The sequence below is a fragment of the Embleya sp. NPDC025285 genome (assembly GCF_055558835.1).
In genome coordinates this window covers 1-14,792 of record NZ_JBVHLU010000165.1, presented here as the reverse complement: position 1 = coordinate 14,792, position 14,792 = coordinate 1, and the positions used below count along the sequence as shown (strand labels likewise).

Annotated in this window: 9 protein-coding genes and 1 pseudogene; 5 read left to right on the top strand and 5 right to left on the bottom strand. The window is 66.4% G+C overall.

Annotated elements, in window-relative coordinates; translation table 11 throughout:
- Nucleotides 1–611 (bottom strand): annotated as a pseudogene (locus tag ACZ4FV_RS49270) (hypothetical protein); the annotation flags it as partial.
- Nucleotides 612–1,029: 418 nt separating this feature from the next.
- Between ACZ4FV_RS49270 and tcmP the strand changes: the two are divergent.
- A complete protein-coding gene (gene tcmP, locus ACZ4FV_RS49265) occupies nt 1,030–2,154 on the top strand; it encodes a three-Cys-motif partner protein TcmP (protein WP_465327824.1) in 1,125 nt (374 codons plus the stop codon).
- Here tcmP and ACZ4FV_RS49260 read toward each other — a convergent pair.
- Nucleotides 2,135–2,908, bottom strand: coding sequence for a DUF5131 family protein (locus ACZ4FV_RS49260; protein WP_465327823.1), 774 nt, complete (start codon nt 2,906–2,908; stop codon nt 2,135–2,137). The two genes, tcmP and ACZ4FV_RS49260, sit on opposite strands and share 20 nt — an antisense overlap.
- A 786-nt stretch (nt 2,909–3,694) precedes the next feature.
- The gene (locus ACZ4FV_RS49255) at nt 3,695–3,961 is read right to left on the bottom strand and encodes a hypothetical protein (RefSeq protein ID WP_465327821.1); all 267 of its coding nucleotides are present in this window, start codon (nt 3,959–3,961) and stop codon (nt 3,695–3,697) included.
- Nucleotides 3,962–4,393: 432 nt separating this feature from the next.
- On the opposite strand from ACZ4FV_RS49255, the gene ACZ4FV_RS49250 reads away from it, so the two are divergent.
- The 4 genes from ACZ4FV_RS49250 to ACZ4FV_RS49235 all read left to right on the top strand — a co-directional run bounded on the left by ACZ4FV_RS49250 (nt 4,394) and on the right by ACZ4FV_RS49235 (nt 10,045).
- A complete protein-coding gene (locus tag ACZ4FV_RS49250; protein WP_465327819.1) occupies nt 4,394–6,526 on the top strand; it encodes an ATP-dependent nuclease in 2,133 nt (710 codons plus the stop codon).
- Nucleotides 6,523–8,295: a UvrD-helicase domain-containing protein gene (locus ACZ4FV_RS49245; protein WP_465327818.1), complete on the top strand. Its 1,773-nt coding sequence runs from the start codon at nt 6,523–6,525 to the stop codon at nt 8,293–8,295. The genes ACZ4FV_RS49250 and ACZ4FV_RS49245 overlap by 4 nt, the downstream gene beginning before the upstream one ends.
- 456 nt (nt 8,296–8,751) lie before the next feature.
- On the top strand, nt 8,752–9,222 hold the full coding sequence (locus tag ACZ4FV_RS49240) for a tyrosine-type recombinase/integrase (RefSeq protein WP_465327816.1): 471 nt from the start codon (nt 8,752–8,754) through the stop codon (nt 9,220–9,222).
- 10 nt (nt 9,223–9,232) lie between these two features.
- A complete protein-coding gene (locus tag ACZ4FV_RS49235) occupies nt 9,233–10,045 on the top strand; it encodes a site-specific integrase (protein ID WP_465327814.1) in 813 nt (270 codons plus the stop codon).
- Nucleotides 10,046–10,210: 165 nt separating this feature from the next.
- On the opposite strand, the gene ACZ4FV_RS49230 is transcribed toward ACZ4FV_RS49235, so the two are convergent.
- Nucleotides 10,211–11,269, bottom strand: a complete 1,059-nt coding sequence (locus tag ACZ4FV_RS49230) for a hypothetical protein (protein WP_465327812.1) — start codon at nt 11,267–11,269, stop codon at nt 10,211–10,213.
- Nucleotides 11,270–12,024: 755 nt separating this feature from the next.
- Complete coding sequence (locus tag ACZ4FV_RS49225) at nt 12,025–14,736, bottom strand: WD40 repeat domain-containing protein (RefSeq protein WP_465327810.1); 2,712 nt, start codon at nt 14,734–14,736, stop codon at nt 12,025–12,027.
- Nucleotides 14,737–14,792: the final 56 nt, after the last annotated feature.

The window sequence follows — 14,792 nt, the reverse complement described above, 5'->3', positions numbered from 1 at the left end:
ACATCCAAAACCATCCCGCGCTCCTCAACGGCTTCCTCGCAGCAACCGACCTGACATGACGAACCAACAACAACCGAATCCGCAAAGCTCAGTAGGTCGCTGAAGAGTTCGTCGGTGAACAGGTCGATGGCGTAGACCAGGGCGCCCGCCGCCAACTCGGCCGAGCTCCGGGGGAGGGTGCCCGAGGCGTCGTGGCCGAAGTGGGCGGCGGTGAAGCACGTCAGTCGAGGGGCGAGACTATGAAGGCGGGTGCGATGGGTCTCCACGTCCGTAACGCTCGAATGCGTCGTATCTGCTTCGGGTTCGGCGCGACGGTGTAGTCGAGCGCGCTCTGCGGGATCCGTGGGCGGCGCGTCCGGCCCGTCGGCGGCGGCCAGGCTCTTTCGGGCGAGTTCGTCGTGCAACTTGACCTCGCAGGATGCAATCGTCCAGTCCGCGAATTCCTCGGTGGCTTCGAAGACGTCCTCGACGGCCTCCCGGGCTGCCGCTTCGGCGAACTCCAGGGCCGGCGCGTCCAGGAGCAGGAGTACCAGGGCGCCTTCGGGGTGCGAGAAGACCCGAAAGTCGTCGAACTCGATGCTTATGTCATCCGGGCCGTCGATGCCGTCCAAACGCTCCAGAGTGTCGGTGAGGAGGCTTGCAACGCCCGCTCGCTGCAGGGCATCCAGTGGTGGACGTCCACTCGGAGGGACGACGTCGACATGTACGAAATAGGTCACGCGATCAGCCTGCCCGAGTCGACCGAAGGGGGCCCCGAATCGCGCCACCGCAAGCTCACTTTCAAGACCGAGAGCGAAGCCGCCGGGAGAAGAGAGAAGACGACCGGCCGACCCTTCTCTTCTCAGGGGTTGACGGGTGAGTCGGTGGGCAAGTCGGACAACAATATTTGATTATCTCCGCGCAAAACTGGAGAAACAATCACAGTCGAGCCGATGGGCAACCGTTCGGGCTTTGGTGACGAGACGCGGGGGAGTGCCGGTTCGACGCGAGGTGCCGTACACGTCACGACGATCACGTGCGGGGGGCGAGATGGGCCGCAAGAAGGATCTCGACGACAAGACCGTTTGGTCCAGCGATCCACACACCTTGGTGAAGCACCTGGTGTATCGGCACTATCTGGAATGCTGGATGCCCAAGATCCTGCAAGCGTTTCCCGAGGCGACGATCGTCGACGCCTTCGCAGGTCCGGGTATCTACGAGGACGGCCTCGCGGGTTCGCCTGTCCTGATCGCGAGGACCTTCCTGGAACACCGGGCATTCCAGCGGTGCGGGGTGCTCAATCTGGTCTGTCTGGAGGAGCGCGTCGACCGGACCGACGAACTGCGGCGTCAGATCGCCTCACTACCCGCCTCGCCCAAGCTTCGAATCACCGTGCTCGACCCCGGGACCTTCGTCGAACAGCAGTCTCGGATCTCCGCGTTGGCACACGGCACCGACCCACGACGTCCCGTGCTCTGGATCCTGGATCCCTTCAAGATCAACAGCGTTCCGTTCACCGCGGTGCGGCAGTGCCTGGCCGCGCCGCATGACGAGGTCGTACTCACCTGTTTCACCGACGAGATGCACAGGTTCTGCGAGTCGGAGAGCATGCCTACCGCGCTGGATCGCCACTTCGGAGGGGACGGGTGGCGGTCCGCGGTCCTCGTGCATGGCGCGGCGGCCCGCAAGGTCGCGTTCGCTCGGGCGTACGGGGCCGGCCTCGAAGCGCAGGGTCTGCTGTACGGGCAGTTCGCCGTCGAAGTAGCCCGGCAGACCGCGCGCTACCACCTGATCCTGGCCACGCATAGTGAGGCCGGTCTGAAGTGCTGGAATCCGGTCACCTGGAAGTTGGACGCGTACACCGGGGCCGGGGCGGCCGCGGAAACCTTGCACCAGCCCGATCTCTTCGGCGAGTCGTACGTCGGTGGGCTGCAGCGCATGCTGCGGGACCACGCCGGTTCGGAGCAGCCCATGGCTGGCTTGATCAGTTCGGCGCTGAAGGCCGGATTCATGGAACGCCAGCTGCGGGCGATCCTCGACGAGTTGGCGCGTGAGGGTCTGGCGATCCGGGTACATCCGATCAAGGCGCGTTCGCCGTGGCCGCCCGACGGCGTCGTTCGGTTCTACGCGCCGGAGGACATCACGCTCGACCCGGTCAGCCCGCTCGGCGGGTAGATGCCGAGGCGGGCGATTTCCGTCGTGGCATCTGATCCCAGAGCACACCGTCCAGGTGGCGACCGTTCGCCTTCGGTGTGCGCCCGCCCCACTGCTTGAAGAAGAAGGCGACCTCGGATTCGCGGCACGTATCGCGGATGGCGGAGACCCACGCCGGGTCCATCGGCCGATGGCCGGGACCGGATTCTCCGCCGGTGATCACCCAGTCGATATGTGTCAGATCCAGCTGCGGAAGCGGCCCCAACAACGGTTCGCAGCTGAGGAATCGCACGTCGGCCGGGACCTGGCGGAGGTCGTCGATACGTTTCATCGTCGCTTGATTCTCGACCGACACGCCCATCCAGACGTTCGGTGGCCAGTCGAGCCTGTCCGCGAGTTGCCGTAGCCGCCGGGACCGCTTGGTGAGCACCTGGTACGTGTGTTGCGGCGTATCGGCCATGACCTCGAAGACGCGTCGGATGAACGGCAGCGGGACGCGTGCGTGGAAGAGGTCGGACATGGAGTTCACGAAGACGACACGAGGGGTCTTCCAGCCACGAGGCACGTCCAACGCGGAGGCGTGCGTCGTCAACGCGAAGCCGGGCCCGGATGTTCGCGGATCGCCGTCATTCTGATACTTCGTGGCGCCCATCGCCTTGAGTCGACGTGAAAGGACGAGCGCGTAGCAGTTGTCGCATCCGGCGGAGATGCGATCGCAACCCGTGGTCGGGTTCCAGGTTGCCTCGGTCCATTCGATGCTGCTGTGGTCGGCCATTCGACCCTGCCTCCCCTCGGGACGACCGGGCGTCGCCGATGCGACGCACGGCACCCGGGTCGATGGTTCAACGAACCGAGAGTCCTCGGGACACGCCCAACCTTCCTCGTGCATGTGTTCGAGTCAAGGCTTCGGGGCCGATCAACACCTTACGGAGTTCCGATGGTGCCGTTGCGTTGATGTTCTAGTTTCCTGGGCCCTCGGGCGCGGTGCCGTCAGGGACGCGAGGAACGGTGGGCGGGCACGGAACAGGTGGTGTTGTTCGTCTGCACACTCGCGGACGTGGACCGGTGCGAGTCGGCGCGTCCCGTGTTCGACGACGCGATGAGCGACGAGATCCGGGCCCGCGCCCGGTTACTTGCCGTGGATGTGGCGGGATGACGAGCCGGGAGCCTGATCCGTCGCGGGAGAATTCCGGGCGGTGGATGCCGCTTGCATACCGGATACCTCATGAGCCGTCGGCTCCGCGTATCGCCCTCTGGCGCAGATTCGAACGGCTTGCCATCGCGCAACTGGGCGACGGCCTGGTCGCGTTGCCTGCCGACGCGCGTACCGCGAAGTAGCTTGAATGGGTGGCCGAGGAGGCGATCGAGCCGGGGCGGTACGGCCAGGGCGCGGTTGGCCGAATCGGGTCCGAGGCGCAGGAACGGGAGTTGGAGCGTGCCATGGCTGACCGCCGAAGCTGCGGCCGCTGCGCTCGGCACTACCCCAAGTAAATACGACGCCTGCGTGGACGTCGACTTCAGCGCACTCGGCAGCGATGACGCTGCGGAGGTGGCACGACCGTCAGGCCGACAGGGATTCAGGGCCGGCGGGCCCTGCACGGTTCCGCGGTTGCGCCGACCACGCCCCCTCCGGGACCACCGGCTCGCCGACCCTTGACGGGGCGGCCTGTCGGAGTGGGGTGTTGAAGTACTTCTCGCCGATCTTGGTGAGCGTGTCGCTGTTCTGGATCGTTTTCAAGGCGGCGTTCAACTCGTCGATTCGGGTGGTGTCGCTCGTCCTCACGGCGACTACCTTGGCGGCGAAGTACGCGGCATCGTCGACGTGCAAGTGCCGTGCTTGGCAGGGCCGTTTGGGAGCGCCATCGGTCACGGTCCACAGCTGCGGTGCTCGCCGAGCACGCCGCCAGCGAGATCGGTGAGTGGGACCGCGGTTGGGGCAACTTCGTGCCCGCCGGACGCCCCAGGGCGACTCTCTTCGAGCCGGTGCCGTCCCTCTGGGCCAACGAGTTCCTACTTCGTTGGCGGTGATCGAGCCGCTGGAAACCGAGTCCATCACAACCCTCGATGCGAACCGCCCATCATGCACGAACTCAGCCGCGACGGTGGTGATTTCGGGAACACCAGTCACGCCTGCCTCCGAGCATGACAGGATTCACACCCTGGGGGCCACGTGCAACGTCGTTCCGCGGCTTCCTCTTGTCAGGCCGTGTTGCGGGCTTCTCGCTTGGCGCGGCGGGAAATCACCTGTGCAGGAGCGGCCTTGGCCGGCAGTACGCCGACGCATGCAACGACCGGCAGTGATGAGAAATCTCATCCTCCCCGAATCTCGCGCTTGGAGGTCGGGAACTTCCGTCTGCTCCACGATGTCACCGTCAGCCTCGAGGAACACGTCACCGTGTGCGTGGGGAGGAACAACACCGGCAAGACCTCGTTGGCGGACGTCCTGGGGAAGATGTTGCGCTCGGGGGAGCCGAGTCTGCGGATCGAGGACTTCTCGGCGGAATGTCATCCCGAATTCCTCGTCGCCTTCGAGAAGTTCGATGCCGGTGACGAGGAAGCGGCACGGCAGGTTCTCCCGGAGATCACCATCCGGATCGTCGTCACCTACGATCCACAGACACCGTCCTATGGTCCCTTGGTGCCGCTCATGGTTGACCTGGATCCCGACTGCCACGAGGCGATCATTCTTCTCAAGTACGCCCTCAAGCCGGGCATGCTGGGGGAATTCTTCCGCGACGCCCGCGAGTCACTGCCCGCAGGCGAGGCGCTCGCGGTGCTGCTGGACCTGGTGGGGCCCAGAATCCCTCATCAATTCGAGCGTTCCGCATGGGCCGTCGACCCGACGGACCCGGACAACGTGCGGCAGGTCTCCATCTCCGACGTCGGCAAGGTCGTCCAGTTCGATTTCGTCAAGGCCCAACGGGGACTCGACGACGAGAAGGAACGTCCCAAGGAACAGCTCGCGAAGATCGTGGAGTCGCTCTTCGTCATGGCCTCGCAGGCCGACGATGGGTCTCCCCTCAAACTGATCTCCGAGAGTATGGACAAGGCTCTCCGAGCCGTCGCGGTCGGACTGAACCAAAGCGTTCAGGAAACTTATGACCGGATGGCTCCCACCGTTGCGGAGTTCGGCTATCCCGGTCTCGGGAACCGGAACATCACCACGCGTACGACGCTCGACGCTCGACGCCTCATGACCAACTTCACCAGCATCCGCTATCCGGGGCATTCCGGTATGGACCTTCCGGAGTCCTACACCGGGCTTGGGCATCGGAACCTGATGATGATCCTGCTGACCCTCTTCGTCTACTATCGGACCTACGATACGCAGCAGAATCCCGATACCATCCACCTGGTCTTCCTTGAGGAGCCGGAGGCGCATCTCCACCCGCAGATGCAAGAGGCGTTCATCCATCAACTCGACGTCTTCAAACAGAAGTTCCCCCAAACAAACGGGTTCCGGCACCCGTGGAACGCCCAGTTTGTGGTGACGACGCACTCCGCGCACATCGCCAACAGAGCGGGATTCTCGTCCATCAGGTATTTCCGCGCCTGTGCTGACGGCGACCCGGGCGAGGCGATCAGTTCCACCGTCCTGAACCTCGCCGACGCGCCCGGCATCGACGCGGAATTCCTGCACAAGTACCTGACTCTGACGCGCGCAGATCTCTTCTTCGCGGACAAAGCCATCCTCGTCGAAGGCACAACGGAACGCATCTTCGTACCCGCCGCCATCGCCGAGTTCGATCGATGCCGGGGGGCCGCGGGGCTCGACAAGCTGTCCGCCCAGTACGTGAGCATCGTCGAGGTCGGCGGCAACTACGCCCATCTGTTCTACCCGTTCGTCGACTTCCTGGGGTTGCGAACCCTGGTGATGACCGACCTGGATGCCGTGGCGATGAGCGACGGCGAGAAGCCCAGGTTGGCGAAGTCTTGCGTGCACGGTGGTACGGATACGAGCAACAAGGGCATCAAGAAGTGGTTCGCCGATGAGGACACGTCGCCGACCAGCCTGCTCAAACGAGCCGGCGACGGGCTGCCCACGGTCGGTTTCCGTGCCCTGGCCTACCAGGTCGCCGAGCTTCCGGACGGACCTTGCGGCAGGACGTTCGAAGACGCCTTCATCCTGGCCAACCGAGGTCTGTTCCCACTGGACGTCGCAACGGCAGCGGACGTCGTGGTCGTCGAGCAAGCCGCGATGGACGAAGCGGCCAAGCACAAGAAGAGCAACCTCGCGTTGCAGCTCGCCGTCGAGACAGGGGGATGGCATATTCCCCGTTACATCCGGCGAGGCCTCGAGTGGCTCCTCGACCACGAGCCCCCGGCCGCAGACGAGCAACCCCAAGCAGCCGAGGAAGCACCGCCGGCCCTCGCAGAGAAGGCCGCCGGATGAGTCCACGCGATCCGGACGCTTCGGCCGAGCAGGAAAGCGAAAGGACACTGCGAGAGATCGTGGCTGCCATCGAACGAAGGCAGCATTTTCGCCTGGACGCGGGTGCCGGCTCCGGGAAGACGCATTCACTCATCGACGCACTGCAGCACATCCTCGACAACCGTGCGACCTTCCTACCGCGGAAGGGCCAGCGCATCGCCTGCGTGACGTACACCAACGTGGCATGCAACGAGATCATCCGCCGAACCGACGACAGCCCCCACGTATTCGCGGCCACAATCCATGGGTTCCTGTGGGAAGCCGTCTCCAGGTTTCAGAAGCACCTTCGGCAGGAGATTCCGAGCTTGCCGGGCTGGGCAAAGCATCTCGACGGCATCGAGTCACTGGCCGACCGCACGGTCGAGTACGACCTGGGATTCCGCAGCATCGACGAGCGACGCGTTACGCTGCACCACGCGGACATCCCGGTGCTTGCCATCCGCCTCTTCGGGCTTCCCAAATTCCGGTCCCTCATTGCCGATCGATTCCCCATCGTGTTCGTCGACGAGTACCAGGACACGCCGGCAGGCTTGGCCGAAGCGATGCTGTCGGGGGACTCCAATCCGAGCACGCGCTCGATCTACGGCTTCTTCGGCGACCACTGGCAGCAGATCTACGACAAGTCATGCGGGCCGATCAGCCGTTCCGATGTCACCACCATTCAGAAGCGAGCCAACTGGCGGTCCGGGCGCGCCGTCGTCGAGTTCCTGAACAACGTTCGCCCCGAACTGCCGCAAGCGGGGGTCGCCGACGCAGCGGCCGGATCGGTGATCGTCTACCACACCAACGGTTGGTCCGGCCCGCGGGGAACCCATTCCCGCAAAGGCCATCTCCCCGACGACACCTTCAAACGAACGTTGGAATGGGTCACAGCCGACGCCTCGCGACGCCAAGGAAAGGACGACCTCGGTCGTGGTGCCAAAATCCTCATGCTGACACACGCGTCCATCGCGGCCGAACTGGACTTCGCGACGATCGCAGGGACTTACCAGTACAACGACGACTACATACGGAAGAACGATCCGGTCCTGGAGTTCCTCTTGGACGTGATCGACCCGGCCTGCGACTACTTCCGATCGCAGCGGTACGCGCTTCTCTTCGACATACTGAAGCGCTCACGGCCCCGGCTCCATCGGCGAAGCGACAAGATCGGGTGGTCCTCCCTCTTCGGCCGGATCGAACAGGCCCGCACGTCGGGAACCGTTGGTGACGTACTGGACCTTGTTCTCGGCGAGCAGTACTTCAGCGTCCCCGACGCGGTGGTCCGCAGACACCGCGGTTGGAAGGCATCCCTGGAGGAAGCCGAGGGTGACTCGGCCGAGGTCGAGATCCGGCGTCTCCGCGAGTATGGGGGGCTTCGCGGCGTTCCGTATCGCGAGATCTCCGCGTTGCGCGACTACATCTCGGAGAACACCCCGTTCTCCACCCAGCATGGTGTCAAGGGTGCCGAGTATCCCGACGTCATCGCCGTCTTCGGAGGCTGGAACCGCTACAACTTCCCGGGGATGCTCACGCGCTTTCCCCACCGCAAGGACCTGTCGGGCGAGGAACTCAAAAGCTTCGAACGAGCACGCAATCTGTTCTACGTGGCCTGCTCACGTGCCCGCCGGGACCTCGTCCTCCTGTTCACTCACGAGCTTCCCGACAGCGCGCTCGAGACACTCGGTTCCTGGGTCACAGCCGACAGGATCGTCGCCGTCCCGTATTCCTCCGCCGAGGCAGGTTCATAGATTGCCCGTCTGCTGTGTGCGGTTGACGCGCCGAGGCTTCCTCCCGGATCACCCGCGGCGGTACCGCCGCGTTCTGCCGTCTCGGTAATCGAAGCAGACGACGTTGACCGGGACGCCGGGATCCGCGAGGTACCCCACGATCCGCTAGGTGGCCTCGTCCAGGCACACGGCGAAGGCACTTGAGCGCACGACAAGGGGTTTTCGCAGGCTGGGGGTGGTCGGTGGTGAGTTGTGGTCGCGTGGTGGGCGCGCAGACTGGGAGTAGGGGAGTCCCCACGTTCTTGGGAAGCGATCACGATGCGTTCCTCAGCTCGTAAAGGCCGTGTTTATCGTCGGTGTGGTTGTCGTGATCGGTGGCGCAGGCAGTTGGGTGCTCGTTGTCCGGATGTTGTTGCCGATCCGGACCATGGGACGTGGACGTTCGCCGTCGACTTGCCCGCTCCGAGTGGTTCTCGGGTGACCGTGCGCCGGGGTGGCTTCGTCAGTGACGAGGCGGCCGGGGCGGCGTTGCGGCGGTTGTTGGAGGGTGCGGCCGGTGGGTTCGACGCGGATCCGAATCAGACGGTGGCGGAGTATCTGACGGAGTGGCTCGACGCCAGGGCGTTGGATCTGAAGCCGACCACGTTGGCTCGGTATCGGGACTACGTCGTCAACGACCTCGTGCCGCACCTCGGTGCGATCCGGTTGGACGAGCTCGGTCGTCGTCACCTGGTCGGGTTTGCTCGGGCGCAGCTCGCGGCGGGGCGGGGGGCGGGTGAGTGTTCATCGGTGTTTGGCGACGTTGTCGAGCGCGTTGGGGGAGGCAGTTCGCCAGCATCGGCTCCAGTACAACCCCGCGCGGCCGACGATCGTGCCTCGGCTGCGGGCGGCGGAGCGCACGGTGTGGTCGGCTCGCGAGGCGGTGCGGTTCCTGCGGTGTTGTCGTGAGGGCGATCCGTTGCTGGCGGATCTGTGCGAGGTGCTGATCGGGACGGGGATGCGCAAGGGTGAGGCGTTGGGTCTGCATTGGGCGGACGTGCACCTGGACGAGGGTGTTCTCTATGTTCGGTACACGCTCTCGGCCGTGGACAACAATCGGCTGGTGATCACCGCGCCCAAGACCCGCAGCAGCAGGAACTGGGTCGCCATTTCCCCGCGCGTGGCCGCCGCCCTTCGCAGGCGTGCTCGCGCGAGCGGCTCGCGTCCTGTGGACCCTGCCGATCCGTTCACCGGTCTCGTGTTCACGCGTGACAACGGTCGGCCGTTGCGGCCGCAGACGCTGCTGGACCGATTCCGTCACTGGTCCGCCGAGGCGGGGGTCCCGCGGATCACGATGCACGACCTCCGACACCTCGCGGCGACGCTGACGATCACCGCAGGTGTTCCGTTGACGGTGGTGTCCAAGACGTTGCGGCACTCGACGTTGTCGACGACGGCGAACATTTACGCCCACCTGACCCGGCAGGCCGCCCACGGTGCCGTCGACGCCATCGAGGAAGCCCTCGCCGGTGCTGAGGGAGTGGACGTGGCGAGGCAGCCGCCGAATCGGTTGCGACCACATCGCGACCACCCGGCCCGGCTGCGCGACCTGTTCAAACCGCTCTACACGGCTGCGGTTGCGGGCCGATCGCTCGTGAGTCCCAAAGCCGAGCGGCGGTCGTGCGACCACACTGCGACCACCACGCCCCAGATGACGGAAAAGGCCGTCCTCCCATTTCTGAGAAGACGGCCTCCGACCTGCGTAAACGCTGGTCGGGACGACAGGATTTGAACCTGCGACCCCTTGACCCCCAGAAGGAGATGGGGCATTTCCGCAGGTCAGGGGTACTTTACTGCGCAATACGACGTTCGATTTCCAGTATATCGTGCCGCTTCGTGCACGCCGTGTGGTCCACAACTGGTCCACAGGACGCACGAGTTCGTCAGGTCGAAGTCGTCAGTCCGTGACGGTGTAGAGGTGGACTCGATGGATGTCCGCCCCCGACGGCGTGAACCAGTCGGCGACCGAGTCTGGTTCGTCGAACGCGTCCTCCTCGTAGAGCCACTCCGGGTCGAGGTCCCCCAGGATCGTCTCCCTGAACGCGGCGTAGGCGCTTTCGACGTCGTCGTCGTACAGGCCGTGGACGTCGAGGATCGGTACTGCCTCTTGCAGGAGCAGGTGGAGGGCGAGCGCCTCGGCCGTGGTCGACGGGGGTTGCCACGCGGTCGAGGTGAGCCGTTGAACGATCGTTGCCGTGGCGATGATGAAACGGCGTACGAACAGCTGGGTGTATTGCTCGGTGAAGGCGGGTGGAAGTTCCTCCAGGACGAAGAAGACGGCGTCGGAATCCTCGATGCTGTCGGCTGTCTCGTCTTCCGCGAGGGTGATGAGGTCGCCGAAGAGTTCGTCGGTGAGCACGTCGATGGCGTTGATGAGGGCGCCCGCCGCCAGTTCGGCGGTGGCGAGGGGCGCGGCGCCCGAGGCGTCGTGCCCGAAGTGGGCCGCCGTGAAGGACGTCAGCTTCGGTGCGAGGTTCCGCAGGTACGTACGGCGAGCCTCCACCTCCTCGTCCGTCGGACCGGCCGAGTCCGTGTCCGGTCGGGGCCAGCGGTGGAGTCGGGCACGTTCCGCAGGATCCGCGGGTGGTGCGTCGGGGCCGTCGGCGGCGGCGAGGCTCTCCTGCGCGAGCTTGTCGTGCAGCTTGACCTCGCAGGAGGCGATGGCCCAGTCCTCGAACTCCTCCGTGCCCTCGAAGATCTCCTCGACCACTTCCCGAGCGGCACCCTCGGCGAACTCCAGGGCGGGGGCGTCCAGAACGAGAAGCACCAACGCGCCTTCGGGATGTGAGGCGACCCGGAAGTCGTCGAGATCGATGCTCACGTCGTCCGGGCCGTCGATACCCTCCAGACGCTCCAAAGGATCGGCGAGAAGGCGAGCCACGCCTGCTCGTTGCAGGGCGTCCAGGGGCGGGTGCCCGCTCGGAGGGACGACGTCGACGTGTACGAAATAGATCACGCGACCAGCCTGCCCGAGCACGGCTGTGATGATCGTCAATTTCGGTGAGTTGCTCACCCTCGGTGGGCCCGAGCCTTCTGAGGCCTTCACTCCTGCCCGAGGTGATCAGTGCGGAGGGCACTGGTTGCGGGTGACACCACCATCGCTGATTGCGTGACCGAAGCCGTGGTGTTCGCAACCCAGAGCAGCGAGCAGGACGTTCTGGTCATGCATCTGCTCGGTTGCACCAGGGGCATTGGAAGCAAGGAGGCCCAGGTTTGGCCCCTTTGACGGCCCGGGCTGCCAGGGAAGCAGCCGAACTCACGGCCCCGCTCATCCGGAACAAGGGCAAGGAAGACACGAGGGACAGGAAGAAGTCGGACGACGGCTGACGGCGGCACGAACACCGGCGACCTGCGCACCGCCCGACTCCCGCTCGGCCACTCGCACGTCAACGTCACCACCCGCTACGCGGCCGGCACCGATCGCGCCGACCGGCATGCGGCCGCACTCATCCGAAACAAGGGCAAGAAATGCAAGAAGAAGGGCAAGCAGAAGCGGACGACGCCTAACTCGTTGCCCTTCCCCGCAGGGTCGGGACGGCGGTTCGCTCCGGTGTGAGCGGGGCGTGTCCTGCGCCTGATCGCGGGCGGAGAACACGACCCGCCGGTGGCGGGGCAGCCAATGAACCGCCCTTCCACCGGCTTCCAGACGGTGGTCACGGGCGACGCCGCCTTGCGACACGGCCTCTCTGGAAGCACCAACGCCGGCCCGTTTCATGCGTGTTCCTGTCCTGCATCCGTGGCATCGGGTCTCCGGGGCGGGCCGGTTGGCGTCCGCAGCGGGGTGCGTGCCAGGAGGGCGACGTCCACACCGAAACCAACAAGCAATCGCTCTCCGTCGGCTATGGCAAGCGCACGACAGGCCGCCGGCAGGGGAACCCGGTCGATGCATTGCTCGGTGGTCAGGTCCCACACCCGCACCATGCCGTCGCTGGAGCCGGTGACGGCGACCGGCCGGCCATCCACCACTGTGCACGCCACCGCGTCCACCCGGCGGGTGTGTCCGATGAGGCGCTTGCCGCGCTGCTGCCCGGTAATCAGGTCCCACACCCGCACCGTGCCGTCGCTGGAGCCGGTGACGGCGACCGGCTGGCCATCCACCACCGTGCACGCCACCACCTGCACCGGGCCGCTGTGTTCGGTGAGGGGCTTGCCGTGCTGCTGCCCGGTGGTCAGGTCCCACACCCGCACCGTGCGGTCGCTGGAGCCGGTGACGGCGACCGGCCGGCCATCCACCACCGTGCACGCCACCGCGTTCACCCAGCGGGTGTGTCCGATGAGGGGCTTGCCGTGCTGCTGCCCGGTGGTCAGGTCCCATACCCGTACCATGTGGTTGCTGCCGCCGGTGACGGCGACCGGCTGGCTGGCCACCACTGTGCACGCCACCGCCTGCACCGGGCCGCTGTGTCCGATGAGAGGCATGCAGTGCTGCTGCCCGGTGGTCAGGTCCCATACCCGTACCATGTGGTCGCCGCCGCCGGTGACGGCGACCGGCCGGCCATCCACCACCGTGCACGCCACCGCGTTCACCCAGTAGCTGTGTCCGATGAGGGGCTTGCCGTGCTGCCGTCTGGTGGTCAGGTCCCACACCCGCACCATGCCGTCGTTGCCGCCGGTGACGGCGACTGGCCGGCCGGCCACCACCGTGTACGCCACTGCGTTCAGCCAGCGGGTGTGTCCGGTGAAGGTGTCGCGACGGGCAGTGTTGAGGTCTCCACCCGTCGCCGAGACGGCGATCCACCTTCCATCGCCGACTCCGACGGCGAGGGCCGCGGCGAGATCGGTGGCTCGGTGACGTGACGCGTCCAGCGCGAGGTCGTGGCGGCGGACGGGTGGGTCGAGGTGACGATGGTGGTCGACGGAGGCCAGGTACGCGGATCGGGCGAGCAGGGCGTCGTGGGTTTGGACACGCGGGAACGCGGCGACGATGGCGGCCGGGTCGCCGTGGACGAGGTATTCGGCGTCGGTGAGGAGTTCGTCGAGACGCCCGGCGGCCTCGGCGTGGGCGGGGGCGTGGCGCAGGAGGTAGGGGGGCGCGGTCTCCCAGATGCGCGCGCGGCCGTCGTGGGTGGTGTGGGTGGCGAGCAGGTGGGTCAGGACGTCGTCGGCGGTGGGTGCGGTGGCGTTGGTCGGGCGGGGTGTCAGGTGGTCGACGAGGGCCTGGTGGAAGAGGCGGTGCAGGAGGGTGCCGTCGGTGTCGGGGGTGATGCGCAGATAGAACAGAGCGTCGGGCAGCAGGGCGCGGGCCCGTTCGGGGGTGAGGCCGGGGGCGAACACGCCGGCGAGGGGAAGCGCGATCTCCAGGGGCATGCCCTGGCCCCGGGCGGTGGCGACGGCGGTCAGGACGGCGCGGATCGCCCGGCCGTCGGGGTGCGAGGCGAGGTCGAGGTCCAGGACGTCGGGCAGGGTGGTGGGTGTCGAGCGGCCCAACTCGTCTGCGGCGTCCGGGGTGTCGGGGGCGGGGCGGTGTTCGAGGTGGCGGGTGAGGATCTCGGCGACCAGGAACGCGCCCCACTCGGGGCGCCGACTCGTGTCCGGGGCGAGGCGCTCGGCGGTGGATCGGGCGAGGCTTTCACGGATTGTGCGCCACCCGGGTGGGGCATAGGCGGGCAGGTCCGACAGGCGGGCCCGCAGGTGCGCGGCGAGGTCGTCGCGAACCTCGTGTGGACGGGCGTCGTTCAGATCCACCAGGCCGTCAGTGGCCTCGGCCAGGTCGAGCAGGGTGGTCAACATCGGCCGCCACGGACGCGTGCCCACCAACAGGCGCACCGCAAGGGTTCCGTCGGGGCGGGCGGCGCGGGCCAGCAGAACCAGTTCCGTGCACAGCCCTGGCGGGTCGGCCGCCTCGTCCAGAGCGTCCACGATCACCGCAGGCACCTCGCCAGCCCGTAGGAGCGTGCCCGCGATCACGCCCGCGGCGAGCAGCTTGCCCGCATCGTCTTCGGACAGACGGAGTTGGCGCGCGACGGACTTGAACACCTCTGCGGTGGAACGTCCTCGGGCGTGGACCGCGGCCAGCAAACGGTTGATCGAGGGGCATCCCGACGCGTCGCGCGCATCCAGGCGTTCGCGCACCTGCGGCGCAACCGATACGAGTTCGGGGTGCGCGGCGCAGGCAAGTGCGCCGAGCAGAGCGGATTTCCCGACGCCGGGGCTGCCCGTGACCACCACCAGGCCCCCGGCGTCCACATCGTCCAACCACGGCGCGAGCAGGCGCAGATGGGTGCGGCGGCCAGTGAAGCGGGTGCCTGCCTTGTCGGTGAAGTGACGGGCGTCGGAGGGGTCCAGGAACACACGCAGCGCGGGATCGGCGACCCCGGCGCGTGCGGCGGCTGCCGAGTCGTGGGCGCCGTTCGGGAAGAACGGCAGGTCCGGCTCGATAGGGCCGGGTGAGGCTTCCCCCGGAACATGGACACGGGGTTTCATGCGGCCAGTGAAAGCGTATCGGTCTCGCTCGCGCGTTCCTCGAACGCGGCGGGGCT

What these genes read in the sequence shown, in the direction of transcription:
- tcmP (WP_465327824.1), top strand. Translation starts at nt 1,030, where the DNA reads ATGGGCCGCAAGAAGGATCTCGACGACAAGACCGTTTGGTCCAGCGAT.
- ACZ4FV_RS49260 (WP_465327823.1), bottom strand. Translation starts at nt 2,908, where the DNA reads ATGGCCGACCACAGCAGCATCGAATGGACCGAGGCAACCTGGAACCCG.
- ACZ4FV_RS49245 (WP_465327818.1), top strand. Translation starts at nt 6,523, where the DNA reads ATGAGTCCACGCGATCCGGACGCTTCGGCCGAGCAGGAAAGCGAAAGG.
- ACZ4FV_RS49225 (WP_465327810.1), bottom strand. Translation starts at nt 14,736, where the DNA reads ATGAAACCCCGTGTCCATGTTCCGGGGGAAGCCTCACCCGGCCCTATC.